Source organism: Helcococcus sp. SA-HE-C1 (assembly GCF_985670335.1).
This window is the reverse complement of record NZ_OZ484652.1, coordinates 874,585-900,015: the sequence shown is the minus strand read 5'-3', so window position 1 is coordinate 900,015 and position 25,431 is coordinate 874,585. Positions and strand designations below refer to the sequence as shown.

32 protein-coding genes are annotated in these 25,431 nt (G+C 26.2%); all 32 read left to right on the top strand.

Annotated elements, in window-relative coordinates:
* The first annotated feature begins 8 nt into the window (after window positions 1-8).
* The gene (gene murD / locus AC4KN9_RS04765; protein ID WP_491017491.1) at window positions 9-1,334 is read left to right on the top strand and encodes a UDP-N-acetylmuramoyl-L-alanine--D-glutamate ligase; all 1,326 of its coding nucleotides are present in this window, start codon (window positions 9-11) and stop codon (window positions 1,332-1,334) included.
* A complete protein-coding gene (locus AC4KN9_RS04760; RefSeq protein ID WP_491017490.1) occupies window positions 1,318-2,511 on the top strand; it encodes an FtsW/RodA/SpoVE family cell cycle protein in 1,194 nt (397 codons plus the stop codon). Before murD ends, AC4KN9_RS04760 begins: the two co-directional genes overlap by 17 nt.
* Window positions 2,512-2,601: 90 nt before the next feature.
* A complete protein-coding gene (gene ftsZ, locus AC4KN9_RS04755; protein WP_491017489.1) occupies window positions 2,602-3,654 on the top strand; it encodes a cell division protein FtsZ in 1,053 nt (350 codons plus the stop codon).
* A gap of 15 nt (window positions 3,655-3,669) precedes the next feature.
* Window positions 3,670-4,119: a transcriptional regulator NrdR gene (gene nrdR / locus AC4KN9_RS04750; protein WP_491017488.1), complete on the top strand. Its 450-nt coding sequence runs from the start codon at window positions 3,670-3,672 to the stop codon at window positions 4,117-4,119.
* A 62-nt stretch (window positions 4,120-4,181) separates the two neighbouring features.
* Entirely contained in the window at window positions 4,182-5,522 is a 1,341-nt protein-coding gene (locus AC4KN9_RS04745) for a replication-associated recombination protein A (RefSeq protein ID WP_491017944.1), read from the top strand.
* Window positions 5,500-6,888: an asparagine--tRNA ligase gene (asnS, locus tag AC4KN9_RS04740; protein ID WP_491017487.1), complete on the top strand. Its 1,389-nt coding sequence runs from the start codon at window positions 5,500-5,502 to the stop codon at window positions 6,886-6,888. Before AC4KN9_RS04745 ends, asnS begins: the two co-directional genes overlap by 23 nt.
* Window positions 6,889-6,943: 55 nt before the next feature.
* Complete coding sequence (locus AC4KN9_RS04735; protein WP_491017486.1) at window positions 6,944-8,581, top strand: hypothetical protein; 1,638 nt, start codon at window positions 6,944-6,946, stop codon at window positions 8,579-8,581.
* A complete protein-coding gene (locus AC4KN9_RS04730) occupies window positions 8,550-9,116 on the top strand; it encodes a stage II sporulation protein M (RefSeq protein WP_491017485.1) in 567 nt (188 codons plus the stop codon). Before AC4KN9_RS04735 ends, AC4KN9_RS04730 begins: the two co-directional genes overlap by 32 nt.
* A 23-nt stretch (window positions 9,117-9,139) precedes the next feature.
* Window positions 9,140-9,757 (top strand): ATP-binding cassette domain-containing protein, encoded by a 618-nt coding sequence (locus AC4KN9_RS04725; RefSeq protein ID WP_491017484.1) that lies wholly within the window; start codon window positions 9,140-9,142, stop codon window positions 9,755-9,757.
* A 619-nt stretch (window positions 9,758-10,376) separates the two neighbouring features.
* Entirely contained in the window at window positions 10,377-10,613 is a 237-nt protein-coding gene (locus AC4KN9_RS04720; RefSeq protein WP_491017483.1) for a hypothetical protein, read from the top strand.
* A 59-nt stretch (window positions 10,614-10,672) separates the two neighbouring features.
* Window positions 10,673-11,053: a hypothetical protein gene (locus tag AC4KN9_RS04715; protein WP_491017482.1), complete on the top strand. Its 381-nt coding sequence runs from the start codon at window positions 10,673-10,675 to the stop codon at window positions 11,051-11,053.
* 8 nt (window positions 11,054-11,061) lie between these two features.
* Complete coding sequence (locus AC4KN9_RS04710) at window positions 11,062-11,616, top strand: hypothetical protein (protein ID WP_491017481.1); 555 nt, start codon at window positions 11,062-11,064, stop codon at window positions 11,614-11,616.
* Window positions 11,617-11,851: 235 nt separating this feature from the next.
* Entirely contained in the window at window positions 11,852-11,968 is a 117-nt protein-coding gene (locus AC4KN9_RS04705) for a cysteine peptidase family C39 domain-containing protein (protein WP_491017480.1), read from the top strand.
* A gap of 18 nt (window positions 11,969-11,986) precedes the next feature.
* On the top strand, window positions 11,987-12,217 hold the full coding sequence (locus AC4KN9_RS04700) for a hypothetical protein (protein ID WP_491017479.1): 231 nt from the start codon (window positions 11,987-11,989) through the stop codon (window positions 12,215-12,217).
* A gap of 166 nt (window positions 12,218-12,383) precedes the next feature.
* A complete protein-coding gene (locus AC4KN9_RS04695; protein WP_491017478.1) occupies window positions 12,384-12,932 on the top strand; it encodes a hypothetical protein in 549 nt (182 codons plus the stop codon).
* 74 nt (window positions 12,933-13,006) lie between these two features.
* Window positions 13,007-13,390 (top strand): hypothetical protein, encoded by a 384-nt coding sequence (locus AC4KN9_RS04690; RefSeq protein ID WP_491017477.1) that lies wholly within the window; start codon window positions 13,007-13,009, stop codon window positions 13,388-13,390.
* A gap of 293 nt (window positions 13,391-13,683) precedes the next feature.
* Entirely contained in the window at window positions 13,684-14,004 is a 321-nt protein-coding gene (locus AC4KN9_RS04685; protein ID WP_491017476.1) for a hypothetical protein, read from the top strand.
* 28 nt (window positions 14,005-14,032) lie between these two features.
* Window positions 14,033-14,971 (top strand): HlyD family secretion protein, encoded by a 939-nt coding sequence (locus AC4KN9_RS04680; RefSeq protein ID WP_491017943.1) that lies wholly within the window; start codon window positions 14,033-14,035, stop codon window positions 14,969-14,971.
* A gap of 31 nt (window positions 14,972-15,002) precedes the next feature.
* A complete protein-coding gene (locus AC4KN9_RS04675; protein WP_491017475.1) occupies window positions 15,003-15,164 on the top strand; it encodes a hypothetical protein in 162 nt (53 codons plus the stop codon).
* Between the two features lie 581 nt (window positions 15,165-15,745).
* The gene (locus AC4KN9_RS04670; RefSeq protein WP_491017474.1) at window positions 15,746-15,985 is read left to right on the top strand and encodes a helix-turn-helix transcriptional regulator; all 240 of its coding nucleotides are present in this window, start codon (window positions 15,746-15,748) and stop codon (window positions 15,983-15,985) included.
* A 137-nt stretch (window positions 15,986-16,122) separates the two neighbouring features.
* Window positions 16,123-16,524, top strand: coding sequence for a hypothetical protein (locus AC4KN9_RS04665; RefSeq protein ID WP_491017473.1), 402 nt, complete (start codon window positions 16,123-16,125; stop codon window positions 16,522-16,524).
* A gap of 65 nt (window positions 16,525-16,589) precedes the next feature.
* Window positions 16,590-17,381, top strand: a complete 792-nt coding sequence (locus tag AC4KN9_RS04660) for a hypothetical protein (RefSeq protein WP_491017472.1) — start codon at window positions 16,590-16,592, stop codon at window positions 17,379-17,381.
* The gene (locus AC4KN9_RS04655) at window positions 17,368-18,174 is read left to right on the top strand and encodes a hypothetical protein (protein WP_491017471.1); all 807 of its coding nucleotides are present in this window, start codon (window positions 17,368-17,370) and stop codon (window positions 18,172-18,174) included. Before AC4KN9_RS04660 ends, AC4KN9_RS04655 begins: the two co-directional genes overlap by 14 nt.
* Before the next feature lie 13 nt (window positions 18,175-18,187).
* Window positions 18,188-18,832, top strand: coding sequence for an ABC transporter ATP-binding protein (locus tag AC4KN9_RS04650; protein WP_491017470.1), 645 nt, complete (start codon window positions 18,188-18,190; stop codon window positions 18,830-18,832).
* A gap of 395 nt (window positions 18,833-19,227) precedes the next feature.
* Window positions 19,228-19,431: a hypothetical protein gene (locus tag AC4KN9_RS04645; RefSeq protein ID WP_491017469.1), complete on the top strand. Its 204-nt coding sequence runs from the start codon at window positions 19,228-19,230 to the stop codon at window positions 19,429-19,431.
* A gap of 1,118 nt (window positions 19,432-20,549) precedes the next feature.
* Window positions 20,550-20,684, top strand: a complete 135-nt coding sequence (locus tag AC4KN9_RS04640; protein WP_491017468.1) for a hypothetical protein — start codon at window positions 20,550-20,552, stop codon at window positions 20,682-20,684.
* Between the two features lie 62 nt (window positions 20,685-20,746).
* Window positions 20,747-20,944, top strand: coding sequence for a hypothetical protein (locus AC4KN9_RS04635; RefSeq protein WP_491017467.1), 198 nt, complete (start codon window positions 20,747-20,749; stop codon window positions 20,942-20,944).
* Window positions 20,945-20,975: 31 nt separating this feature from the next.
* Window positions 20,976-21,200 carry a hypothetical protein gene (locus AC4KN9_RS04630; protein ID WP_491017466.1) on the top strand — a complete coding sequence of 75 codons (225 nt, stop codon included), beginning with the start codon at window positions 20,976-20,978 and terminating at the stop codon, window positions 21,198-21,200.
* 496 nt (window positions 21,201-21,696) lie between these two features.
* On the top strand, window positions 21,697-22,005 hold the full coding sequence (locus tag AC4KN9_RS04625; protein ID WP_491017465.1) for a hypothetical protein: 309 nt from the start codon (window positions 21,697-21,699) through the stop codon (window positions 22,003-22,005).
* A gap of 335 nt (window positions 22,006-22,340) precedes the next feature.
* Entirely contained in the window at window positions 22,341-23,495 is a 1,155-nt protein-coding gene (locus tag AC4KN9_RS04620; protein WP_491017464.1) for a hypothetical protein, read from the top strand.
* Between the two features lie 255 nt (window positions 23,496-23,750).
* Entirely contained in the window at window positions 23,751-24,557 is an 807-nt protein-coding gene (locus AC4KN9_RS04615) for a hypothetical protein (protein WP_491017463.1), read from the top strand.
* A gap of 13 nt (window positions 24,558-24,570) precedes the next feature.
* The gene (locus AC4KN9_RS04610; protein WP_491017462.1) at window positions 24,571-25,224 is read left to right on the top strand and encodes an ABC transporter ATP-binding protein; all 654 of its coding nucleotides are present in this window, start codon (window positions 24,571-24,573) and stop codon (window positions 25,222-25,224) included.
* Window positions 25,225-25,431 lie beyond the last annotated feature (207 nt).

The following is a 25,431-nucleotide window of genomic DNA, read 5'->3' as shown; positions in this document are numbered from 1 at the left end:
CGAGTAATATGAAAAAAGTTATAGTTTTTGGAATTGGAATTACAGGAAAGGCCTCAATTGAAGCGTTAAAATTAAAAGATTATGATGTACTAATTTATGATGATAGAGAATTAAACTTTATTTTATCAGAACTTTCATTTTTGAAAATTGATGAAAGTAAAATATTAAAAAACATTGATTTAATAAGATGGGATGAAATAGAGTTTGTTTTAAGAAGCCCAGGGATAAAAAATACGCATAAATTAATAGAAAGTGCCATAGAAAATGATATAGAAGTAATATCTGATATTGAACTAGCATATAGGTTTTATGGTGGGGATAGATTTATTGCTATAACTGGTACAAATGGTAAAACCACAATAACGTCTTTAATTACAGAAATACTTAAAAAAAATAATATTAAAGCAAAATCTGCTGGAAATATAGGTACGGGAATATTATTAGATATGTTAAATGAAGATGAAGACACTATATATATTATTGAAATGTCAAGTTTTCAATTAGACTCTACGTATATGTTTAGGCCTAAAGTCGCCGTGATTTCAAATATTACCGAAGATCATATCGACTGGCATGGTAGCTTTGAAGCATATAAAGATGCAAAGCTGAAAATTTTTAAAAATCAATTAGAAACAGATATACTAATTTTAAATAAAGATGATGAAATTTTAAAAGACATAAAGTCAAAATCAAAGATATTATATTATTCTACAAAAGAAAAATCAGATGCTTATTTACAAGATGATTTAATATATGTTATGGGCTCAAGTATTAAGACAAGTGACGTTAAACTTTTAGGAAAACATAATATGGAGAATATTATGGCGGCAATACTTGCCACAAAAGAATATATAAATGATATAGCAAAAATATTTGAAACTGTAAAATCATTTAATTCAATTGAGCATAGAATGGAATATGTGACAAGTATAAATGGTGTAAAATATTTTAATGATTCTAAAGGTACAAATGTAGAATCGACAAAAGTAGCACTAAATTCATTTAAGCATAATGTATTATTAATCGCAGGTGGATATGATAAAGATTCTAATTACGATAACTTATTTATGAACAATAAAAACATTAAACTTTTGGTGCTTTTTGGAGTTACAAAATATAAGATTGAAAAATGTGCAAAAAAACATAATATCAAGGAAATAAAAATAGTAGAAGATTTAGAAGAAGCGGTTAAATTAAGTTTTGACAAATCAGTAAATGGAGATACTGTATTATTTTCTCCAGCTTGTGCAAGTTGGGATATGTATAAAAATTATATAGAACGTGGAAATCACTTTAAAAAAATAGTAATGGACTTATATGAAAAAGAAATATAAAAAACTCGGAATAATAAATACTTTTAAAAATGAGTATTTTAAGAGTGAACATAATAAAGTAAAATTTAATAATAAAGTTGCTTTTATTGTTATCGCACTAGGAATAATGGGTTTATTTATTTTATTGAGTTCTAGTTCCTATTTAACGGTAAAGTTTGGATTAAGTAAATATTATTACTTTACAAGACAAGCTATTTTTTTTATTGTTGGAGTATCATTGATGTTTATAGTATCTAGATTAGATTTTAAGCTCTATTACAGACATTCATTTACGCTTTATGCTATTTCTATAGTATTACTTATATTGTGTTTTGTTCCGGGAATATCAGTACCGATAAATGGTGCTAAAAGAATGATAAAGCTAGGGATAACATTTATGCCATCAGACATTGCTAAAATTACTAGTATAGTTTTTTTTGGATGGTTCCTTGATAAGACTAAAAATACTCAACAAGATATAAGACAATTTATAGTAACCGGATCAATAATATTTGTTCCTTTTATCCTTATATTTTTGCAAACAGATTTATCTACATCAATTGTATTGTTATTAACATTAGGAATAATGTATTTTGTAGGTGGATTTAATAGTAAACACATACCTTTACTACTAGTTTTAGTTATACTATCTATTTTTTTATCTACAAAGATTTTGAAACCATATCAGTTAGCGAGAATTACTGGTTTTATAAATCCAGAAGCACACTATAAAACATTAGGATGGCAAGTCTTAAATGGTTTATTTGCTGTTACAAGAGGTGGAATAGATGGTGTAGGATTTGGGAGATTTATATTCAAACAAGGATACCTAGGTAATGAAGTGAACAGTGATATGATATTTGCGGTGATAGCAGAAGAATTTGGATTTATAGGTTCGGTAACAATACTTTTAATTGTTTTTTTATTATCTTATCTTGTTATTCGAGAAGCTCTTAGATGTAGGGATAGATTTCCTAAACTTGTAGCCTTTGGAATAGGTGTTATGTATTTAATTCAGTCGTTGATCAATATAGGTGTATCATTATCAATAGTTCCAAATACAGGAATTAATTTACCATTCATATCAAATGGAGGGACCTCAATGATATCTTTTTATATTATGTTTGGAATATTTTTGAACATATCTAGAAAAAATAATTATGATGAAAAAAAAGAAATAAAAAGCAATAAATTTTAATAAAATCTATTTTAAAAATTAGTAATTTACTGATATAATTGAATTAGATTAATTTAATAAAATATGAAATAAACTATTATCGGAGGAAAAATGAGTAATTTTAATATGGAAGTTAGTGGCGATGGTTTAGCAAAAATCAAAGTAGTTGGTGTTGGTGGTGGTGGTAATAATGCCATTAGTAGAATGAAAGAATCAGGATTGGTAAAAGGTGTAGAATTTATAGCTATTAATACTGATAAGCAAGCATTAGATTCACTAAATACAGATCAACAGTTACAAATTGGAGTTAAATTAACAAGAGGACTTGGCTCAGGTGGTAATCCTGAAATAGGTGAAAAAGCAGCTGAAGAAAGTAAATCAGAAATTGAAAATATTTTACAAGGTGCAGACATGGTGTTTGTAACTGCAGGTATGGGCGGTGGAACAGGTACAGGTGCAGCTCCAGTTGTTGCACAAATAGCAAAAGATATGGGCATATTAACAGTTTCTGTTGTAACAAAACCATTTATGTTTGAAGGTAGAAATAGACAAGTTCAAGCTGAAAGCGGTGTTGATAGACTAAAAAAAGCAGTTGATACATTAATCATAGTGCCAAATGATAAATTATTACAAATGGCTGAAAAAAGAACATCATTTATTGAATCATTTAAGATGGCGGATAAAGTCTTATTAGATGGTATTAAAGGTATATCTGATTTGATTGCTGTTCCAAACATAATTAATTTAGATTTCGCTGACGTTCAATCAGTTATGAAAGAGCAAGGTGTTGCTCACATGGGTATTGGTTTTGCATCAGGTGAAAATAGAGCAATCGAAGCAGCTAAAGCAGCTATCAAGTCACCATTATTAGAAACTTCAATAGATGGAGCAAAGGCGGTACTAATCAATATTACATCATCAGACTTAGGCTTACTTGAAGTTCAAGAGGCAGCAGATTTAATTAAAGAACATGTAGACGTAGATGCAAATATTATATTTGGTGCAGGTCTTGATGAAAATCTAAAAGATGAAGTTAAAATTACGGTAATTGGTACTGGATTTGATTTTAATAAAATAAGTTCTTCATCTTCAAATAATGATAAAAAAAATAAGAATAAAGACAATGAAGATAGAGGATTTATAATTCCGGACTTTTTAAGATAAGATTGAAGGTGATTTATGAAATGTCCTTTTTGTGGTTTTATTGATTCTAAAGTAATAGACTCAAGACCAACTGATGATAATGAAAGTGTAAGACGTAGAAGATCTTGCTTAAATTGTGAAAAAAGATTTACAACATATGAAAGAGTGGAAGATCAGACTATAGTTATCATCAAAAAAGATGAAACTAGAGAAACATTTCAACGTGGAAAGCTATTGAATAGTTTAATAAAATCTTGTGAAAAAAGACCAATAAAAATTGATGTTTTAGAAAAAGCAGTCGATAAAATTGAACGTGATTTAAACTATTTAAATCAAAAAGAAGTTACATCTGCATACATTGGAGATTTAGTAATGACAATGCTAAAAGAAATCGATAAAGTCGCATATATTCGTTTTGCTTCTGTATATAGAGAGTTCGAAGATGTAGAATCTTTTGCTGATGAAATAGAAAATTTAAGAGACTAATTATAATGCCTTATATTAAAATAAGGCATTTATTTGTTTAGGAGCTAAAAATGTATGAAAATATGGATTTTTTCAATATGAATAAGGAAGAAGAAATAAAACGTAACAAACCCTTAGCAGCTAGATTGAGACCTAAAAATTTAGACGAATATATAGGACAGAGTCATCTTATATCTAAAGACAAGCCACTTTATAGAATGATTAAAGCAGATAAATTATCATCTATGATATTTTACGGCCTTCCAGGAACTGGAAAGACAACACTTGCATATATAATAGCAAAAACCACAAAAATGGATTTTGTAGAATTATCTGCAACTTCATCGGGGGTAAAGGAAATTAAGTTAGTAATATCCAGAGCTGAAGAAAATATATCGATGTATTCATTAAAAACATTATTGTTTGTCGATGAAATTCATAGATTTAATAAATCACAACAAGATACACTCTTACCTCATGTTGAAAGTGGCCTTATAATCTTAATAGGAGCTACAACCGAGAATCCTTTTTTTGAAGTAAATAAAGCACTTATTTCTAGATCTCAAGTATTAAAGTTAGAGAGATTTAATGATGAAGAATTAAAACAATTAATAAAAAGAGCATTAAATGATAAAATAAATGGATATGGCGACCTTGATATAGATATTACAGAAGATGCACAAAATTATCTAATAAGGACTAGCTCGGGAGATGCTAGAATTTTACTTAATAGCTTAGAAGTTTCAGTGTTGTCGACTGAAAAGATAAATGGAAGAATAATATTAAATTTAGATGTAATGCAAAATTCTATTATAAAGAAGGCTGCTATATATGATAAAAATGCGGATGAGCATTATGATACTATTTCAGCATTTATAAAATCAATGAGAGGTTCAAATCCAGATGCGACTGTTTACTATTTAGCAAAAATGTTAATTGCGGGTGAAGATATTAAGTTTATAGCAAGAAGAATAATAATTTTTGCGAGTGAAGATATAGGATTAGCAAATCCTAACGCTATAAATATAGCTAATTCAGCTTTTCAATCAGTGAATGTGGTTGGTATGCCAGAGTCTAGAATTATACTATCAAATGCTGCAATATATATGTCTTTAGCACCAAAATCTAATAGTGTATATAATGCGATTAATGATGCAATGGAATTTGTAAGAGAAAATAAACACCTTGAAGTTCCAAAACATTTAAGAGATAGTAATTATAATACAAAAAAAGAATTTGAACACGGCGTAGGATATAAATATCCGCATTTACAAAAAAATGCTTGGATAGATCAACAATATTTACCAGATGAAATTATAGACCAAAAGTTTTATAATAGAAAGCAGATAGGATTTGAAAAATTGATAAATAAAAATTTAAATGAAATTAAGGAAGGTAATAATGGAGATAAAAAAACTTTTTAGAGAATATAAAAACTATATTAACAAAGAAGTAGAAATTCATGGATGGATTAAAAAATCTAGAGAGTCTAAAACTATCGGATTTTTAGAAATAAATGATGGTTCATTTTTTAATAATTTACAAGTGGTAGTTAGTTCAGAATTAGAAAACTTTGATAAAATTTTTTCATTAGGAATTTATGCAGCTGTTAATGTTAAAGGTGTTTTGGTTGAACCTGAAGGGGCTAAGCAATCCTTTGAAATACAAGCTAAAGAAATAGAAATACTAAATGATTCTGATAAAGATTACCCATTACAAAATAAAAGACATACATTTGAGTTTTTAAGAACTTTACCTTCACTAAGAGTAAGAACAAATGCTTTTAATGCTGTTTTTAGAGTAAGAAGTGAACTAGCTTTTGCTATTCATAAATTTTTTAATGAAAGAGAATTTGTATATATTCACACTCCAATTATAACAGCGTCAGATGCAGAAGGTGCGGGAGAAATGTTTAGAGTAACGACAATGGACTTTGAAAATCCACCTAAAAATGATGAAGGGAAAATAGATGATTCACAAGACTTTTTTGGTGCATTATCAAACCTAACAGTTAGTGGACAACTTGAAGTTGAAGGGTTTGCCATGGCATATTCAAAAGTATATACATTTGGACCGACATTTAGAGCTGAAAATTCAAATACACCTAGACATGCAGCAGAGTTTTGGATGATTGAGCCTGAAATAGCATTTGCAAATCTAAATGATGTTATGAATACGGCAGAAGATATGGTTAAATATATAATAAAACATATTTTAGATAAATTACCAGAAGAAATGGATTTATTTGACAAATTTGTTGAAAAAGGAATTAAAAAAAGACTTGAAGATTTAGTTAATTCAGAATTTAAAAGAGTGACATACACTGAAGCAATTGAATTATTAGAAAAATCAGATAAAAAATTTGAGTACCCTGTATCATGGGGATTAGATTTACAGACTGAACATGAAAGATATTTAACAGAAGAAGTATTCAATGGACCAGTATTTGTGATCGACTATCCAAAGGATATTAAATCGTTTTATATGAAATTAAATGAAGATGGGAAAACAGTTGCTGCAATGGATATGCTAGTGCCTGGTGTTGGAGAATTAATCGGTGGTTCTCAAAGAGAAGATGACTTTGATACACTACAAAAGCTGATGGATATAAAAGGAATTAATAAAAAAGATTACGCATGGTATTCAGATTTAAGAAGATTTGGCGGTGTAAAACATGGCGGTTATGGATTAGGATTTGAAAGAATGGTGATGTATGTAACTGGTATGAAAAATATCAGAGATGTATTACCATACCCAAGAACTGTAAATTCAATGAAGGAAAGTAAATAAATAGTATAAAGCTAAGGGATACCTTAGCTTTAACTACCTTGTTTAGGGGGAATATATGCGAGCATACTTATATTTATTTATTAAATCTAAGAAAAACTATTTTTTTGAAAAATTTAAATTTTTAAATGGAACAAAATTGAGTAAATGGTATTTAAGTATATTTTTTATAAAAAATATTTTTATCAATATTATGTTGTATATGTTGCTGATAAAATTTCCTTTTTTTAGACCTTTATTAGTATTAATTCCACTTATTATTTCATTTTCTAAGATTTTAGCATTAGATGTAAAAAGGTGGGGACATTTTTATAGAAATGATTGGTTACAATCTTATCCTGATGATGGACATAGATTTTTCAAAATACTATTTGCTAATTTATTTATTGATTTTTTTATAGAAGATAATCTACTATTATTTATACTGGTGCAATTGCAATTTATAAATATTTATTTATTAATAATTGTTTATTTTATAATTATTAGTTGTTATATTATTGTTACTTCTTTTCATTTGGTGTTGATGCAATCTAATGTTTGGTTGAAAAAAATATACTCTTTTATTAATTATGTACTGTCTTCTATAAGTACAGCATTTGTATTTTATGTTGTTATTAGTACAGTCGTTTCGTTAATTACATTTATTTCAACAAAGCAAAATATTGTTTTTAATTTTATTCAAATCCTACAACACCGTACTATCATTATTCAACAATTTTTACACAGTAGGGGTATACTAATTTTAGTCTCTTTGTTTATTGTGTTACTTTTAAATATGTTATTTATTTATAGTTGTCTCATTAAAAACTATTTTCAAAATGGGAAACAAGGAATTAACGCCAAGTTTTCAGATTTACTAACAATGAAATGGTATAGTTCATTATTTTCTTTAATTTATCCTGAATCTAAGGAACATATGACAAAAGAATTGGCTTTAATTGTGGAATTATATTCATTTAATTTTAGAGAGTATTTTAATACATTCTTTGTAGACAGATCTATTTTTATGTTAACAGGAATATTTATTTTTATTAATTCTTTCAACTTAGCAAATGCTCAATATATAATTGCGCTACTGATTGTTTTATTTTATTATATTGACATTAGCTCCGGAGTTAACGTTAAATTAATTTCAAATATGAGTTTTATTTCGGATTATTATACAATACAAATTTATAATACGATGAACAAAAATATTCAAGAGTTAGTAAAAAGAAAAATAGAATTTTTTAGAGTGATTCGAATTCCGTCATTTGTCAGTTATATCATATTGTCTATATGTTGTTCATTTGTTTTTAAATTTTCGGTATTGACATTTGTCATTGTTATTTTATTGTTAAGTTTTTTTTGGAAAGTATTACCCTATGTAATGATAACAAATAATTTAATTTATGTTAGACCTAACTATGAAAAATTTTCTAAATATATTGAAGATAATGTTGTTATCGCAAGAGAAATGAAAGATTTTTTTGTAATAGAGTTGTGTTATCGTATTTTTGTAATTTCAGTAATTGCTGGTATTATTCTTTCATTGATATTTAATGATATATTCCACATGTATTTAATAATAAATAGTGTTATTTTGTTTGATATAAGTATACTATCTGTAATTATGTCTCGGGTTAGAAAAAATATTTGTACATCATTGGAAATGGGGGATTATAGTGTTGATATTTCTAGAATATTTAAAAAGTAAAGATGTTAAAAATAAAGTGATAGGTTCAATTATTATTACAGTTATTTTGATTTCTATTATATATTTTTTAGCGTACTTTACTGAAATTAGTTCTGATTCTGATTTTGATATTTCAATGATAAAGCCCAAAACTATTGATTTTAATTATGTTTTTTTAAGTAATTTTAAATTAATTTTATTAAATTTGCTACTAGGACTAATCACATTTGGAATATTTCCTATATTTTCAGTTTTTCAAAATGTATACACATTGGGAATTATTTCTAATGCAATAGTAAAAAATGGGAAAGAATTTCTTTTATTAAGAATCGTTCCACATGGCATATTAGAGATATTTATATTAAGTTTATCATTGATAATATTGTTTAGTATATGGGTAAATGCTTTTTTGTTAATAAAGAATATTATATTGAAAAATAGCATAGGTTACTATGTTAAAAAACTATACCAAAATTTAGTATTTGATATTTTTATAGTTTTTATTTTGTTAATTGTAGCTGGAATAGTAGAATACTTTGCTTCAATATACTTATAATACTTATAGGAGGTGTTGCTATTATGCTTGAAGTTAAAAAATTGTCATTTAGTTATGACCAAAATCCAATTTTTGAAAATTTTGATTTAATAATTAATAAAGGAGAACTTGTTTTACTCAATGGTCAAAACGGTTCAGGGAAAACAACATTATTAAAATGTATAGCAGGAATTATTAATGGAGGGAAGGACGTTTATCTTAATGATATTGAATTGAAAAATAACAAAAAATCAAGAGATATTTCATATATTATGTCAGAAGATACACTGTATGAATATCTGACTGTAAGTGAAAATATTAATTTTTTTCGTGAGTTATTTGACGAAAGTGAGGAATTTGTAAAGAGTTCGCATGGTTTTATATCTATGTTTATGTTGGATGAATATAAAGATTATTTAGTAAAAAATTTATCTAAAGGAATGAGACAAAAAGTTTATTTATCCATTATGTTGTCTAAAAAAGCAGAAGTATTTATTTTTGATGAGCCTTTTTCCTCGTTAGATGTTGAAACTCAAGAAAAAATAAAGACAATATTAATAGAGTTGGCAGAAAACAATAAATATATAATCTATAGCACACATATTCAGGAGTTTAAAGAATTGGCGTATAGGGAAATTAAATTAAAAACCGAGGAGAAATAAAATGAGAACAGAAATATCCGTTATCTTATTAATAATCTTTGTTGGATTTATTATTTATAATAAAAAAAATAAAAAATAAAAAATAATATTTTAAAATTATTTTACCTATCTAGGCAGAAATGCTTGGATAGGTCTTTTTTTATTTTTGAAAAATTTTAAATAAAACATCCGATTTTACCCTCTATCAAGGCTATCTATCAGAGAGAAATAAATAGAATACCCTCTAAAAAGGAGAAACACCATGAAACATCCATAAAAAGTCAGTGTTTCAAAAACATCGTCCTTAGAAAATATATTGAGTTAAATTTTTAAGGTCTATCGTAGATTTTTAGTCTACGGTAGGTATATTTTTTTATAAAAATTTGTTGACTTTTGAATTTCAGAGTGTTATTATCAAAAAAATAACAAAAATTGAGAGATGATAAATAATATTTAGAAAGTATGCAACAATATTACAACATAATCAATGAGATTGTGCAGCTGCTGTAGTTTCAACAGTACTTAAAACGCATGGGCAAAAATATAGTATTATGAAGAATTAGATAATATATTTCAAGAAATAGCAATATTTATAATTCCGAAATCTGATTTTGAGGTGAAAAAAGATAAGTCTGGATCAATGTTTAATATATTTAAACAACTGATTTTACCACAAAAGAAATTATTCATAACAGTAATACTTGCATCTATATTATTAAGTTTAAATGGAGAGATAAAAGTACTAGGAAATCATGAAGAATTAATGGACCTAGATGGAAATTATTTTAATATGGTTAAAATTCAAAATTATAAAATCGATGAAACTCAAAAAGAAAGTATAATTGAAAATGATTCTGAAATAATAACATACACGTAGGAATGCCACTAAATTTATGATGAATATCATAAAGAACAATACTAGTAAAGGAGGATAATATGGAATTAGTATTACCGCAAAATTATGTGGATATAGAACAAGAAGAGATGATGTATTTGGATGGACAAGGTGTTCCTAGATGGGTGGCTACGGTAGGATTTGATTTTGCTTTGCTTGCAGTACCTGCATTAGCACCACTTGCTGGAATAAAGTTTTTAGGGAAGAAAGCAGCACAAAGATTAATAAAGAAATTTGCACCAACACTTGCCAGAGCTATAAAGAAAGTCGCTACAAATGTGTTAGGGTTTTCAATCTCATTTTCAGCGAATAGAATAGCTAATGTTATCATAGATGGGGCATCAAACTTTACAAGTATTGGTGGTGTTGCAGCCTATGCACTTGATTATTTAGACGGTGATTTAAATGGTTGGATACTTTAGGGGGTTCTATGGAGATACTTGTAGAGTACAAAAAAGATACAATTCCAAAATATCTTAAAATTACTTCTGATAAAAAAACATATGCTTTTGAAGAACTTAAATCTAAAAATATTTTCAATATTGATAAAATAGATAAATTAACTATTGAATTATTGCCATATTATGAAAAAAATCTAATAAACAAAATTTTTTATTATTTAAATTTTATATTAATGTTTTTAACTGGAATAAGTGATGAGAATATGTTTGAAGATATAAAATCTACACAAATAAAATTCATTAATTTAAAAACAGTTGATAAAATAGAAATTAAAATTATAAAAGACATATATGTTAGTGAAGGTGTTCAATATATATGTAATGAGTATGTAAAAAAAGAACTCTTTATTCCCTTTTTCGTCTTATTCTGCATGCCTATTTTTCTATTACTAGGATATACATTTATGACTACTTTTTATGTTAAAGGTAATTATATTTTGAAGTATACACTTTTATTATTTATAAGTGGTTTGTTTATTATATTTTTCTTAAAAACATTTAAGTTGATAAAGATTGTTAAGTAAATATTTGTATAATTAGGCATAGATTTAAAACTCAGTAATATCTATGCCTGAATTATTTTAATAAATAATATTACTAAGTAAATAGTACAAAATAGAGTGAATAAATTGTTGAGATAAAATATTATTAGTAAATTATTATTATAGAAAAAACGTATATTTTAAAATGAAATTCCATTGAATTTACAAAAAATCTTTTATATAATAATAACAATAATAAAGTAAAGAAAGTCGGAAAATGGTATTTAAAAAGTATGCAACAACATTACAACATGATCAATCAGATTGTGCAGCTGCTGTAGTTTCAACAGTACTTAAAGCATATGGACAAGAATATAGTATTATGAAGAATTAGATAAAAGGGATGGTAAACATGATGGATGGATTAAGGTATTTTAACTTAATTATTGGCTTAATATCTTTAATAATTAGTTATATTATATTAAAACTATTTAAGAAGAATGAAATTATTATCAACGTGTCCGTTATTATTTTATTAATTGTTATTTCTTTACTAATAGATCTTAATGAAACAATGCAAGTGATTTTTGGATTTATTTTTGGAGCTACGCTTATAAGTATTTTAGATTTATTTAATAAATAATATTTTTATTAGTGAATTTAATAGTAATATAAAGTTACAAGTTAAACATTTCTAACTTGTAACTTTAATTGTTCACTTTAGTGAGTTGAGTGAACGTAAGTGAACGAAACAATAAACCACCTGCTATGCAGGTGGAGATTTAAATGGTTGGATTGGATAAGAGAAAATGAGCATAAAAATTAATACTAAATTATTAGATGTTCCGTTACAGTTAATTTATAAAGGCAAAGAGAAAGAAAATAAAAAATTAAAATTAACCAGTAAATTTATAGAATTTGATAAATTAGAAGATTCAGAGCTTAAATTTCAATTTTGTGATGAAAAATCTAATAAAATTTTATTTATAATAGGATATATTATTTCAGCTATATTAAATTCAAATGGATCAGAAATTTTTGATATTTTAACAATATATATATTAAAAATAAATGAAACTGTGGATGATTTAACTATAAATTATTTAGGAATGGGGAAATTTGAATTTAATAAAAATGTAGAATATACAGTTACTAAGAAATATAAAAAAATGGAAGGTTTCATTTTTATATTATTAGAAACTTTAATTGTAGTTTTATTTGGTGTACTTATGTATTTTATGCTAAAAAACGGATTAAATGTAATTAATATACTACTATCAGTAATATTCTTAGGAGTCAATATATTTTTATTAGTATCAATAATTAAAATAATAAATAGAATTGATTTTAGCGAATAAAAAATAGTGGTAAGACCACCAATTTTATGCTTTGCATAAAGAACACAAAATAAAATTTAAAATAGGAAGACAATATGGAATTAGTATTACCTAAAAATTATGTGGAGATAGAACAAGAAGAAATGGTTTATTTGGATGGTGGAGGAGTTGGTTATCATTGGTGGAATAAAGCACAAAATGTAGGAACCGCTTTAGATGTAATTTTTTCAGCTGTTGGATTTGGAGTAGGAATTTATAATTCATATGAATTAAAAAAATTCTTAAGAAAAAATGGTAATAAAGCAGTTAAAATGGTTTATTCTAAAATAGTTGGTTTTGCAGGAATGACTGTAGGAGGGGTTGCAGCAGGAATAGCAAATTTAGTTATGACAGCTGTAGGAACCTCTTTAGGACAAATAATGGCAAATGTATTAGATAGACTAGATGGAAGATATGATGGATATCTTTGGGCATATTAATTTATTTTTATATATAGCGATTATAATCTCAATAATAGGGTTATTAACTTATTTATATCTATTACATATAGGATTTAAAAATAAAGATTTTAGTAAATTATCAAAAAATATTAATATTATTATATTTATTATGATAATTGCTTTAATTTTAGGTATCATAGGTATTTTAACAAAATAAAAAATATTTATTTTTATATACAGAATTAATGAAAGTAATTATAGGGTTTAATAAATCTTATAGTTATTTTCATTAGTCTATAATTATTGTATTAAGTTTATAATGTAGGGATAAATTGTCAAAAATAGAAATAAAAGAAAATAAAAAATTAATATTAAAAAAAGTAGTAAATAAAAGATTAAGTAATATTGAACTTCAAAATTTAGATATAGAAATAAATAAGTTTTACAACAATATCCAAATGTTAAAAATACAAACTTTTGGACCTCTAATAGTAAGAAATAAAGGGGTAAATGTAAGTGAAGAAGGCAACATTACAGCAGATTATGATTTATACATTCAAGCACATAATTATAAACAATATAAAAATCAATTTAATATATTTTATAGTATTTATTTTGATAATTGGAATAGACACCTCAAGCAAAATAAATAAAAATTACATAGTAAAAGCATAGGGACAAATTTCAGATAAAAATGTAGCCTATATATCATCAAATGTGAATGGAAGTATAAAAGAAATTGTAAAAAAAGAGGGCGACTTTGTAAAGTCAGGAGATACTATACTAATAATATCTAATGGCGAAGAAAATACTCAAAGATTGGAATATAAAAATATATTAAAAGAAAATGAAGAAAAAATAAAATTATTAAAAAAATATAGAAAATCTTTAGATGAAAAGATATTAAAAGAAAAACAAAACAAATTAAAAGATTTAAAAGTAGAATATAGAAAATTTACAAAAGTACAAGAAGAAAAATCGAAAATTGATTCAGAATATGAAAATATAAAATCAAAATATGAAGGCTTAAAGACAGAAATAGAAAGTTTAAAAGATGAAATATCTCAATTAACTAGACAAAAACTTGGAGGAAAGCAATCAGAACAAATATATTTACAGCTTGTAAATGAGATAGGTTCAGAAATAAAAAATATTGAAAAAACAAATTTAGATATAAAAATGAATATATCTGTGCTTAAAAATAGAGATACAAATTATGAAATAAAAGCAAATAAGGATGGGGAAATTCATTATGTCAATCCACTAAAAGAAGGCGTAAACGTTCAAGTAAATCAAACACTTATTGAACTTTCTAAATTAGATAAAAACAATTTTTATGTAGATACATATATAAATATATATGATATTTCTAAAGTAAAAGTAAATCAAGAAGTAGATATAGCAATACTTGTAGTAATAGAAGATGGAGTAGTAAATATACAAGGGCAAGAAGGAAATAATAGTTTTTATAAAGCAAAAGTAGAAATAGAAAACAAGTATTTGGAAAAAAATAATGAAAAAATAGAACTATTATTATCAATGCCAGTAGAAGCAAGAATAATATATGATAAAGAAACATATTTAGAATATGTATTGGAAAAGCTGAATTTTAGGGAATAGTTTATATATTTAGGTTGGATTGGATATTAAAATGAATAAATTAGTTATTTTATCAATAATTGGAATAATTTTAGTTTTAATCGGTCAATATTTTGCACCACTGTTAAATTGTGATGAAACTGTATCGAATATAATTTTTTGGATTGGAATAGTTATATTAGTAGTAGTATTAATTTTAACAAGAAAAAAATAAAAATTAATGTTGAGATTGTATAAAATTTTGTGTATAGAAATCTTCTGATTAGGATAAGTAAAAATTAATCAGGAGGAATTTTTATGCTAAAAAAAAACAGAAACAAAAAGAAGCAAAATAGCAAAAATGTTAATTGAAGAATATCAGCCCTCACTGTTTCAAGAGAAGAATTTAAGTCATTAAATAGTTTAGTATCAACACCATCGATGAATATCTCTGTATCAGCGATAAGTTCCTTAAATTTATCATGTGTAGCAATTTCACAAAGTAGACGGTTATTGATAGAAGCACTTAATAGTAAATCAGTCATATTATCACTCAAGTGTAGATTAGTTAAATCTGTATTTGGGTGATTTTTATTTCCTGTAAGGCAAAGTAAATAGTCGGTAGGAACCTTATAGAACTATGCATTATTTGTGTAGAATTTATATGCTCTTTGAAAAATATTATTAGATGGTTTTTTGTCACATATGTTTGACAACTCTAGAAGAAAGAAAAAGTTAGAGGCAACAATAAAAACTATTGACAAATGAAAGATATTATAGTATATTTAAATTAACCAAAAACTAGATGTTAAGATTTTGGGTAATAGAATTGAAGAGTATAGGAAACCGTTAGGATTATCCCAATATAGATTGGGTAAAAAAATAGGAATATCAAGAATAAGCATAAATAAAATAGAAACTGGAAAGACTGTGCCTACTTTGAAAATTGCAAATGATATAGCAAATGCTTTAGAAGTTTGTATGTATAAAATTTTCGATTTAGATAGTATAGGTGAATATAGGTGTAATAAATGTGAGTATGTATATAGTCAATAAAAGATGCTTATTACATATAGACAGAGGGAGGTGGAATTATATGAAAAATTATAAGATTCCTCAAAGGTATAAAAATGGAGATCGGTTCTTTTTGTAATAATTATTATCAATTAAACAATCAAACAAGGAGGAAAGCTATGAGAAAGACAAATATTAAAACTAAGTTATTTGCAGGTGTTTGTGCTATGTTAATGATGGGTACTATGGTTGTTTCTGCTAGAAATGTTGCAAACTATGATATGATTATGCCTAGATTTGGTGGTGTAATTAAGACAGATTCATTATATAAAACAAATCAAACAAGAGCTGTAAATAATAATACCTCTATTGGTGGAGGCTACACAATGCACTGTGCTATTTACAGAGGAGGAAATAAGATGACTTCCACCTATTTAGTTGGTAGTGGTGACAGAATTTATTTGGACTACAATAGTCCATCAGATGCTGAAGGGTCTAAACTTAAATTAGGAGGATGGACTAGGTTGTTTACATATGTAAAGGTTCAAACTAGTGGTTCATGGAGTCCTGATGAATATTAAAAATATATAATTATATAGTGGGGTGAGCATGCTTGCTCATCCCATTTATTTTGTGGGAGGAAATCATGCGTTACTATGTTAATATATTTTTGAAAGGTATAAGAGATAAGAAATTCTTTTTAGCATTGCTAATTATTTTACTTTCCATGATATTTTCTTTAATTGCATTTATCGAAGAGGGAATGGATTATTTTTTTCATCATGACTATATAATGACATTTTTACAGGGATACAGTGGAGATAGGACATTACTAGGTGGTCTTGCTCCTCTTATTGCAACAATGCCTTTTGCTGCACAACATATCGAAAATAGAAGAAGTGGAGCTATGAAATACATCGTGTCAAGGATGGGATATAAGAAGTATTTTAATTCTATTTTTATTACAAATGCGTTGCTATCATTTGTAGTGTTCGTTTTTGGAATGCTTTTATTTTTACTAATATCAATTTTATTTTTTGATAAGAGTATAAATATGAATATTTATTATGGAATAACAAGAGGTTCTGTTTATGAAGCAGTTGCGAAAACATCACCTTTGTTATACATAGGAGTAATTATTTTACACTGTTCTCTTGTTGCTGTTGCATATAGTAGCGTTGGATTAGCAATGTCGTATTTTATAAAAAATAAATTTGTTGCATGGGTATCTCCATTTATTATAGCTACAATAGCTTCATTGTTTGCTATATTTATCGGATTTACTAAACTTGAACCAATGTCAATTTTCGATGTTACAAGAGTAAAAGGAATAAGCATTATATTTGTTTTTATATATTTGATACTTGCAGTAAGTTGCTCGTATGTGGTGTCTTATAAAAAATTTAAAAAGGATATAGAAACTGATGAAGAAATTTAAAGGATTAAACAACAAAGAGGATTTCTATATAGGTTTTATATATTTGTTGGTTGCCTGTGCTATATTAGCAAATTTTAGTCAACTGATAGTCTTGAAAAATAAATTTGGAAATTTTAATTTTGGCGAGATGATTCTAATTATGTTTAATGATTCATATACCGGATATTTTACATTTCCATTTTTATTGGGGTTTGTGCTGATGATACAAAGTCCGGTGGAACAAAATATATTTTTTGCACTAACTAGATATTCAAATAGAAAAGAATTTTATAAAAATAAGCATGTCAAAGTTATCAAGAGTGTGATTTGCTATGTACTTAGTATTTGTGCATTTTCTATTATAGTAGGAATTGGGGATACGGGTTTTGATATGAGTATTTCGATAGCCACAAAAAAATTTTTAGAAATATATTTATTTGGAAATTTTGAAACGAATATGTTAATATTCGAAATAATCAAGATAATTGTCTTACAAAGTTTATTGCTGTACTTCTTTTCGTTGGTACATGCACTTTTAACACAATTTAGAATTTCTCAATCTATTGTATTTGTTATATACACCAGTATTATGATTGTTATGGCGGGTATGTCATTGGGATATTTAGGTGAACAGCTTAAAGCATTTTCTTTGTTTTCCATTGCAGGTTCAGTATATGAATACGGTATAAATTTCTTTAGTAGATTAGGAATATTAGCATTTATAGATTTAATATTGATTCTGTTAAATTTTAAAATATTTGAGAATAAAGATATTATGCTACCTAAAGGAAGTAAACAGTATCAAAATGAGTAAGGAGTTGGTGAGTATGAGTTGCATAAAAATAGAACACCTTTCAAAAAAATTTGAAAAAAAGTGTGTTATAGACGATATTAGCTATGAGTTTGAATCTGGTAAGACATATGGAATTATAGGAGCAAACGGTTGTGGAAAAAGCGTGCTGTTTAAGTTGATTTCAGGCTTAATGAAACCGACTTGTGGGAAGATTGTAGTTGGAAGTGTAGTTGTTGGAGAAAATGGAGCTATGCCACTTAACGTAGGATTACTTATTGAACACCCAGGTTTTTTACCGAATTTGACGGGGTTAGAGAACCTGGAACAATTAGCAGCAATAAAAGATCAGATTACTAAGACAGAAATTGAAGAAGTATTGAAGAAAGTATCTTTATATAATGATAAAGATGTAAAAGTAAAAAACTACTCGTTAGGTATGTTACAGAGGTTAGGAATTGCTCAGGCTTTAATGGAGAATCCTAAAATTTTACTTTTAGATGAACCGTTTAATAGTATGGATTATGAGGGAGTAAAAGAGCTTAGAGAAATTATAAAAAATTATGTAAGAACCAATGAAGCTACTATGATAGTTACATCTCATAATAAAGATGATATTGAAATACTATCAGATGTGGTACTTGAATTGAAAGATGGAAAATTAAATAAACTAGAAGATTAATGATAAAAAGGATTGGGTATGTATTGCTCAATCCTTTTTATCATAAAAAAAGGAGGGTGATGAAAGAATTAGAAAAATAATGGAAGAAATTGAGAAAGAAACATGCAAAATTGAAAAGGTACGAAACAGAAAAAAGCTACTTAATCAAAATAAAAATTAATTAAAGAGAGATTGGAACTAAAACTGTTGCAATTATTGGTGGTGGAGTATTAGCATTAGGCGGAGCAGGAGGCTTAGGATTTTATTTAGGTTATAAATAAGCTGTGGGAATTGTAGGTGGTTCAGCAACTGTGGTTTATGTTGCTGGGAAAGCTGTTAAAAAAGCTAGAGATTGGATAATATCAAGATTTTAATAATACAATTATTTAAAAAAAAAGCATTGGAAGGAGACGAGTATGTACAGAGAAATGAAAAGAGTTCTTAAAATTGTAATTTTATTTTTTGCTCTATTTTTAGTCAATATATTAGTTTTAATTACTTTATCTAAAATTGGGTTTGATATACAAGCAACAGAATTAAGTTATTTATTTCCACCTTTGTTCTCAACAGTAGTCTTATTAATTATAGATAAAATGAAAAGGAATAAAAGCAATAACTAACTATAATTATTAATTAAGTATGCGGTGGTTACTTAAAAATATATTTAAAATGATAGATCGTTATCTTACCTATTTTACTATAAAGGAACGTTAGCTTATAAAAAGCTGGATGAATCAGGTTTAAGTTTTAGAGAATCTTGTAAATGTTGAGGTAAGGTTTTACAATTATGAAAGTAAGTATAATTAAATTGTTATCAGCATAAATAACTTTCATTATTTTTGTAACTTCTCATAGAATTTTATTATGACCTTATTAAAAAAGATTAATTTAAAATTAGATTAATTCTAAAAATAGTGTAAGAAGAATTTATTTGATGTAGAGGAGTATTTAACAAATGGGGATAAAATAATACTCAAAAGAAACAGTATTATTACAAAAACATAAAATAATAAAATTTTAGAGATTTGGTGTAATAGTTTGGGTATAAAGCTATTCTAATAAGAAAAAAGTAGCTTATTATAATAGATTTAATATTTATTGCTCAATATTGTAAATATTTACTATTAGTTCTATTATCCTAATCTACCTATAAGCTTAAAAGTCACGAATGTATTTCATAATATATCCGTTTTGGAATTATTTCTAAATAGAATTGAGATATATGAGTTAATCATTTATAATATACTTAGAATAACTTCCAAAACGGAAATAATTCTAAATAGGAAGAGGTGTTTACGATGGATATAAAGGAAAATAACATAGATATCTACGAATTGTATACCAAAATGCCGGTTTTATTCAAAATAGCAATTTGGACTTATATAATAGCTGCTGGATTAAATTTTTTTTTATAGTACAGGATATAGAGTAGGCGAATTACTTAAAAACGTTTTATAGAAATAAATTAATACAGAGATAAGGTTTTGATAAAGAATCTGTCTTACAAGAAACTATGATAATAAAGGTTAAAAAGACAAGGATACTCCCTGAATTTATAACAATCACATCTAATAATGGAAATTTTGATTTTAAAAACACAACAATTTTTTAAGCAGATTATGATTTAGTTGTTTCTAAAGAAAATAAATATATATATTTAATTATAAATGAAGAAGAAGCAAGTACAATAAAACAAGTAAAAGAGTGGAAAGATACTTTGCCAAGTTTGGGATTAAAAATGAAAACAGGATTAACTGTGGATTTTAGAAATAGTGAAGTATTGAGAGATAGATTTAAAGAAGAAAAGAGACGACTACAATGTGGAGTATATTTAGCAAAAAAATATCCAGAGTATGAAAAGATAAGCGCTTAAAATAAATTGAATTTTATAACTGGATTTGAAAATGATCTGAGTGTTTAGTATATGGGTTATATGTGGTTCTAAATTCCACTTTATATGATCAGCATTATAGAATTTTAAATGGTTCAACTCAAGTTAATTTAACAGAAATTAATTCTATGCCAGCTCCTTCACTGGAATACATTGAGAATATGGGAAAAGATTTAATAAAAATAAAACACATGTCAGAAAAAACATGTGATGAAATATTAGGGAGATATATTTATGCCTAAATTAGAAGAAGCAAAAGAGTTTTTAAAGTAAATGCAAGTATCAGAAAGACAACAGTCGGATTTATGTGGATATGTTATATTGGCTTTAGATAATATTAAGGATAAAGAATTATTGTGCAATGCAACTAATAATTGGATAAGGATACATGATATTATATTATTTATATCAGAGAATTATGGAATTGCATATGCTAAAAATAGTAGAGAGACATTTCGAAAACAGGCAATACACTACTTTAGAAATTATATCAAGTAAAAATTATACATATTTCACTTTTAATAACTTAAAATACTTGACTTTTATATTCATTTTTGGTAAATTAAAATTATTCATAAGAATAAGGATAAAATATGAATAATAGAATCAAATAATACAGAAAACTTTTATGGTTATCTAAACATAGATTGGAGAAAAAAATTGGAATATTAAGAGTAAAGTGTAAACAAAATTGAAAAAGAAAAGGTTGTGCCAGGATTGAAGGTTGAAAATAATATAGCGAATGTATTGAGTGTTTGAATGTATAAGATACTTCATTTAGATGGAACAGGTAGTTATAGAGGTACATATTGTAAGAGTAATTGGTAAAGTAATAAGCTTATTTATTAGTTTAAATAAAAGAGCTTGTAAGCTATGAATTACAATAACCCTCAAAGGTATAGGAATGAAGATAAATATATACTACAAGGGTATTTGACTTTTGTAGCTGAAAGAAGGGCGTTTAAAAGGAAACAGAAAAAGAGAGGGGATTAAGATGACAAAATTATATAAGAATACCAAGAAAAAAATAGTAGGGCTTATGGCGGCGATGTTAATAATGGCATCTGTGCCAGGAATTGTTCATGCAGCATCAAAAACTGTGTATTATAAAGGTTATCCAGTATATTGGGAATATGGTCGTGCGTGGGGATTATATAGTTATTCAGAAGTTCAAACACATAGATTCACACATTCAGCAACTGCAAACGGTACATTCTCAGGATGGGAAAAACCAGGTGTTTTAGCAAAAGCTTCTCACTATATAGGTTTGGGTACTGCACGAGCTTATTGGGATTGTAAATAATAAGTACAAAAACAGGTTATAAATAGTATGGAGTTAATGCTTTTACGGATTGGAAATATTATAAGCAATCTTGTTAGTAAATAGTAATACTTGTTGCATAAGAGGGAGACTTTTATTAAATTTAATTGGCACAAACTAATTTAATAAAAGTCTCCCATTATTCTTATTATTGAAGATTTCAGAAAAAAATATCCATTAAGAATATGAATTAGTTTTTTAACAGATTTAGTAGTTTAATCAGAAAAAAATCTTTGATATGAATCTAATGTAATAATTAATATGAAATTTAGGCATAGAATTACAAGTGTTCTCTGTACGGTAATTAGGAGAATTTTATGAAGAATATTTTAAATAATAAACTACTGAAGTATCTAGTTTGCACTATGGTAATTACACAAGGAATTTTATTTTCTTTTTTGGTAACATTTTATATGGATTTGAATTATTTCAATGAATTAAATAACCAACCAAATTCTGGTTTATATATAAAATTAAAAACTATTCCAGAAGAAAAATCAGATGAAACATTTAGATTTTTAAAAAAATATTCTACTGAAAAAGGGATATTTTATATAAGAAAAGACTATTCGCTTGATAAAGATGGGTATCTAAGTGGAATTATATTTAGTGTAGATGGAGATTTAATAAAAAATAAAGATAAGATAAACTTTGAATTTTTGGGACAAAATATTATTAATTATGATAAACTAGAAAAACTATTAAATAGTAAGGAAAGTAATGCAACATTGGGAGTGCAAGAAACTTCATTAGAAAGCATTGGTACAATTCCAAAGTTTAAATATGGAAAGAATATTGTGTTTAAAAAGTTGGAAAGTGTTGTAAAAGAAACAAAAACAATCAATGGAGAATACAGAATCGTTGGTTTGAAAGAGTCACAAAGATTTGATTTTTTGAAAGGATTAAGTGATGCAAGTGGTGTTGATAGTAAAGTTTTTTTTGATGGGAAATCTGGTTATAATATAGATAATTCCTTTAATGAAATGATGATAGTAGGAATATTTATTGTTCATAGTATAGTTTTATTGGCATTAATGGTAGTAATAACTATTAAATCATTACCAAATTTAGGAAAGTTTATGCTACAAGGTTGGTCTAGATATAATTTTGCAGTTAAGCTCTACCAGCCAATGTTATATACCGGATTCATTTTAACAGGTTTATTTATATTATTTGGGATGTTTTTGACAAATATGACATTTAATTCCATTACATTTTATAGCTTAATGTTAGGTTTTGGATTACTCAACTTTATAATAATCTTACTTATTCTATCTATATCTTCAATTTTCATATTTTTAGTTAGTCCTATTGCAGCTATTAAAGAAAGATTCCCTAAAAAAGTTTACATGTTGACAGCTTTGGTAGTGTATATTGTATTCAATCTAATGTTAATAGGAATAAGTAGTTATATTGATGGGCCATACAGGGAAATTGAAAAAAATATAGATATTTTAAATAAATGGGATTGAGTTTCTGAATATAAGATTCTAAGAAAAGTTGGTATAGGTGAGGATCAGGCCAGCATTAATGGACAATCAAAAAAATTATTTAATGATTTCTATAATTGGTATAAATCTATTTCTGAAGATAAAGATGTTAGTATAGTAAAAACTACATATATCTCAAAAGATATATTAAATGCTTATAAGAAGCATAAAATATATAAATATGTTCCCAATGAAGCTTTTTGGATTTTTACTGTTTCACCAAATTACTTAAAAAAAATGGGGATAAATATAGATGAGAGTATTATTAAAAAAGCTAAATCAGGATCAAGAGTATATCTGATACCAGAAGATAAAACAAATGAGGAGAGTAAATTACTTAGAGAAATGCTTAAGGAAAATGATACTAGTAGCATAGGACAAGATGATATAAATACTATATTTAATAAAAAACAGGAGTTTGATTTTATAAAATATAACTCCGAGAAAGATATGTTTTCATGGAGTACAAAATCATTAAATAATCTTATGATAAAAAAGCCAATTATATTGATAAGCACACCAAATAACATGATTTTTGAAGAGTCTGAAAGCTTGATTGCAATAGGGCTTGAAAGTTCATTTGTTAAACTTGAAGGAAAAGCTTTGGAAAAATATGCAAATGTAGAATATTTATCTAGATTTAATTTAAGCGATAACGAAATTAAATTTGAATCTGTTAAGTCCTTTGTTGATGGAATTCAAAAAAATTTATGGACTACTATACAAATGTTTTTTGGATTAATGGCAGCAATAACATTTATAATTGTTGTGTTATTAATTACAATTATATTAGTTTTCCAAAACTCATACAAGGAGAAAATATTTATAAAAAAATTTTTGGGTTATAGTAACTTTAACATATATAAATTTCCAATTCTTATTATCTCTTTAGTAATAGCTTTTGATATGATATCAGTAATACTGTTAAAATCAAAAATAGGAGTAGTTTACATTTTATTGGTGAATATACTGCAATTAATTTTGGCTTATAAAGTTGTTAGCAGTAATCAAATGAAAAAAATGATTGTTTTCTTAAAGTCATAGGAGGTAATTCTAAATGAATATTATAGAATTAAAAAATGTTAGCAAAAGTTACGATGGAAGAAAAATTATAGATAATTTGACGATATCCATTCCCGAAAATTCTTTAGTTGCAATAACGGGAAAATCAGGTTCTGGTAAAAGTACTATTTTGAATATGATAGGACTTTTAGAGAGTGTAGATAGTGGGAGCATAAAAATTAATGGGAATAATATTCCTAATATTAATAGCTCAAAGGCAACTATGCTTAGACGAAAAACCATAAACTACTTATTTCAATCCTATGCACTGATTAGTGATATCACTGTATTGGATAATTTAATGATTGCCATGGAGTTTTTAGATTTATCAAAAAAAGAAAAAAATGATGAAATTGATAAAGTTTTGAGAGATTTAGATATATTTATTTTAAAGAATAAGAAAGTTAATACATTATCTGGAGGAGAGCAACAAAGAGTGGCTCTTGCGAGATGTGTTTTAAAACCGGGGAATTTAATTTTAGCAGATGAACCTACAGGTTCACTTGATCCCAAAATGGCAGAGATAGTCTTTGAATTAATAAAATATCTAAGAGTCAAATACAATAAAACAGTTATAATAGTTACTCATGATATTTCATTAGCAAATAAGGCAGATTTTATTGTAGATTTAAACGAAATTAAAAAATAAACTAAATTTTATTATAAATGTCAAAATAGAAATGGAAAATTAAGAAGGTAAGATTATCCACAAAAATGACATGTGAAAGGGGAATCCTATAGTAAGAGAAAAATTGTACTATGAAATAATGCCTTTACATCAATATTTTTTCAAAATGTTCTGTCGAAAATAAACAATTAAATATTTTTTATAAATTTGGATTTACATAATAATTTT

Bases quoted from the DNA above. Each gene is read 5' to 3' on its own strand.
- murD (WP_491017491.1), top strand. From the start codon at position 9: ATGAAAAAAGTTATAGTTTTTGGAATTGGAATTACAGGAAAGGCCTCA.
- AC4KN9_RS04760 (WP_491017490.1), top strand. From the start codon at position 1,318: ATGAAAAAGAAATATAAAAAACTCGGAATAATAAATACTTTTAAAAAT.
- ftsZ (WP_491017489.1), top strand. From the start codon at position 2,602: ATGAGTAATTTTAATATGGAAGTTAGTGGCGATGGTTTAGCAAAAATC.
- nrdR (WP_491017488.1), top strand. From the start codon at position 3,670: ATGAAATGTCCTTTTTGTGGTTTTATTGATTCTAAAGTAATAGACTCA.
- AC4KN9_RS04745 (WP_491017944.1), top strand. From the start codon at position 4,182: ATGGATTTTTTCAATATGAATAAGGAAGAAGAAATAAAACGTAACAAA.
- asnS (WP_491017487.1), top strand. From the start codon at position 5,500: ATGGAGATAAAAAAACTTTTTAGAGAATATAAAAACTATATTAACAAA.
- AC4KN9_RS04735 (WP_491017486.1), top strand. From the start codon at position 6,944: ATGCGAGCATACTTATATTTATTTATTAAATCTAAGAAAAACTATTTT.
- AC4KN9_RS04725 (WP_491017484.1), top strand. From the start codon at position 9,140: ATGCTTGAAGTTAAAAAATTGTCATTTAGTTATGACCAAAATCCAATT.
- AC4KN9_RS04720 (WP_491017483.1), top strand. From the start codon at position 10,377: ATGTTTAATATATTTAAACAACTGATTTTACCACAAAAGAAATTATTC.
- AC4KN9_RS04715 (WP_491017482.1), top strand. From the start codon at position 10,673: ATGGAATTAGTATTACCGCAAAATTATGTGGATATAGAACAAGAAGAG.
- AC4KN9_RS04710 (WP_491017481.1), top strand. From the start codon at position 11,062: ATGGAGATACTTGTAGAGTACAAAAAAGATACAATTCCAAAATATCTT.
- AC4KN9_RS04705 (WP_491017480.1), top strand. From the start codon at position 11,852: ATGGTATTTAAAAAGTATGCAACAACATTACAACATGATCAATCAGAT.
- AC4KN9_RS04700 (WP_491017479.1), top strand. From the start codon at position 11,987: ATGATGGATGGATTAAGGTATTTTAACTTAATTATTGGCTTAATATCT.
- AC4KN9_RS04695 (WP_491017478.1), top strand. From the start codon at position 12,384: ATGAGCATAAAAATTAATACTAAATTATTAGATGTTCCGTTACAGTTA.
- AC4KN9_RS04690 (WP_491017477.1), top strand. From the start codon at position 13,007: ATGGAATTAGTATTACCTAAAAATTATGTGGAGATAGAACAAGAAGAA.
- AC4KN9_RS04675 (WP_491017475.1), top strand. From the start codon at position 15,003: ATGAATAAATTAGTTATTTTATCAATAATTGGAATAATTTTAGTTTTA.
- AC4KN9_RS04665 (WP_491017473.1), top strand. From the start codon at position 16,123: ATGAGAAAGACAAATATTAAAACTAAGTTATTTGCAGGTGTTTGTGCT.
- AC4KN9_RS04660 (WP_491017472.1), top strand. From the start codon at position 16,590: ATGCGTTACTATGTTAATATATTTTTGAAAGGTATAAGAGATAAGAAA.
- AC4KN9_RS04655 (WP_491017471.1), top strand. From the start codon at position 17,368: ATGAAGAAATTTAAAGGATTAAACAACAAAGAGGATTTCTATATAGGT.
- AC4KN9_RS04650 (WP_491017470.1), top strand. From the start codon at position 18,188: ATGAGTTGCATAAAAATAGAACACCTTTCAAAAAAATTTGAAAAAAAG.
- AC4KN9_RS04645 (WP_491017469.1), top strand. From the start codon at position 19,228: ATGTACAGAGAAATGAAAAGAGTTCTTAAAATTGTAATTTTATTTTTT.
- AC4KN9_RS04640 (WP_491017468.1), top strand. From the start codon at position 20,550: ATGAAAACAGGATTAACTGTGGATTTTAGAAATAGTGAAGTATTGAGA.
- AC4KN9_RS04630 (WP_491017466.1), top strand. From the start codon at position 20,976: ATGCAAGTATCAGAAAGACAACAGTCGGATTTATGTGGATATGTTATA.
- AC4KN9_RS04625 (WP_491017465.1), top strand. From the start codon at position 21,697: ATGACAAAATTATATAAGAATACCAAGAAAAAAATAGTAGGGCTTATG.
- AC4KN9_RS04620 (WP_491017464.1), top strand. From the start codon at position 22,341: ATGAAGAATATTTTAAATAATAAACTACTGAAGTATCTAGTTTGCACT.
- AC4KN9_RS04615 (WP_491017463.1), top strand. From the start codon at position 23,751: ATGGGGATAAATATAGATGAGAGTATTATTAAAAAAGCTAAATCAGGA.
- AC4KN9_RS04610 (WP_491017462.1), top strand. From the start codon at position 24,571: ATGAATATTATAGAATTAAAAAATGTTAGCAAAAGTTACGATGGAAGA.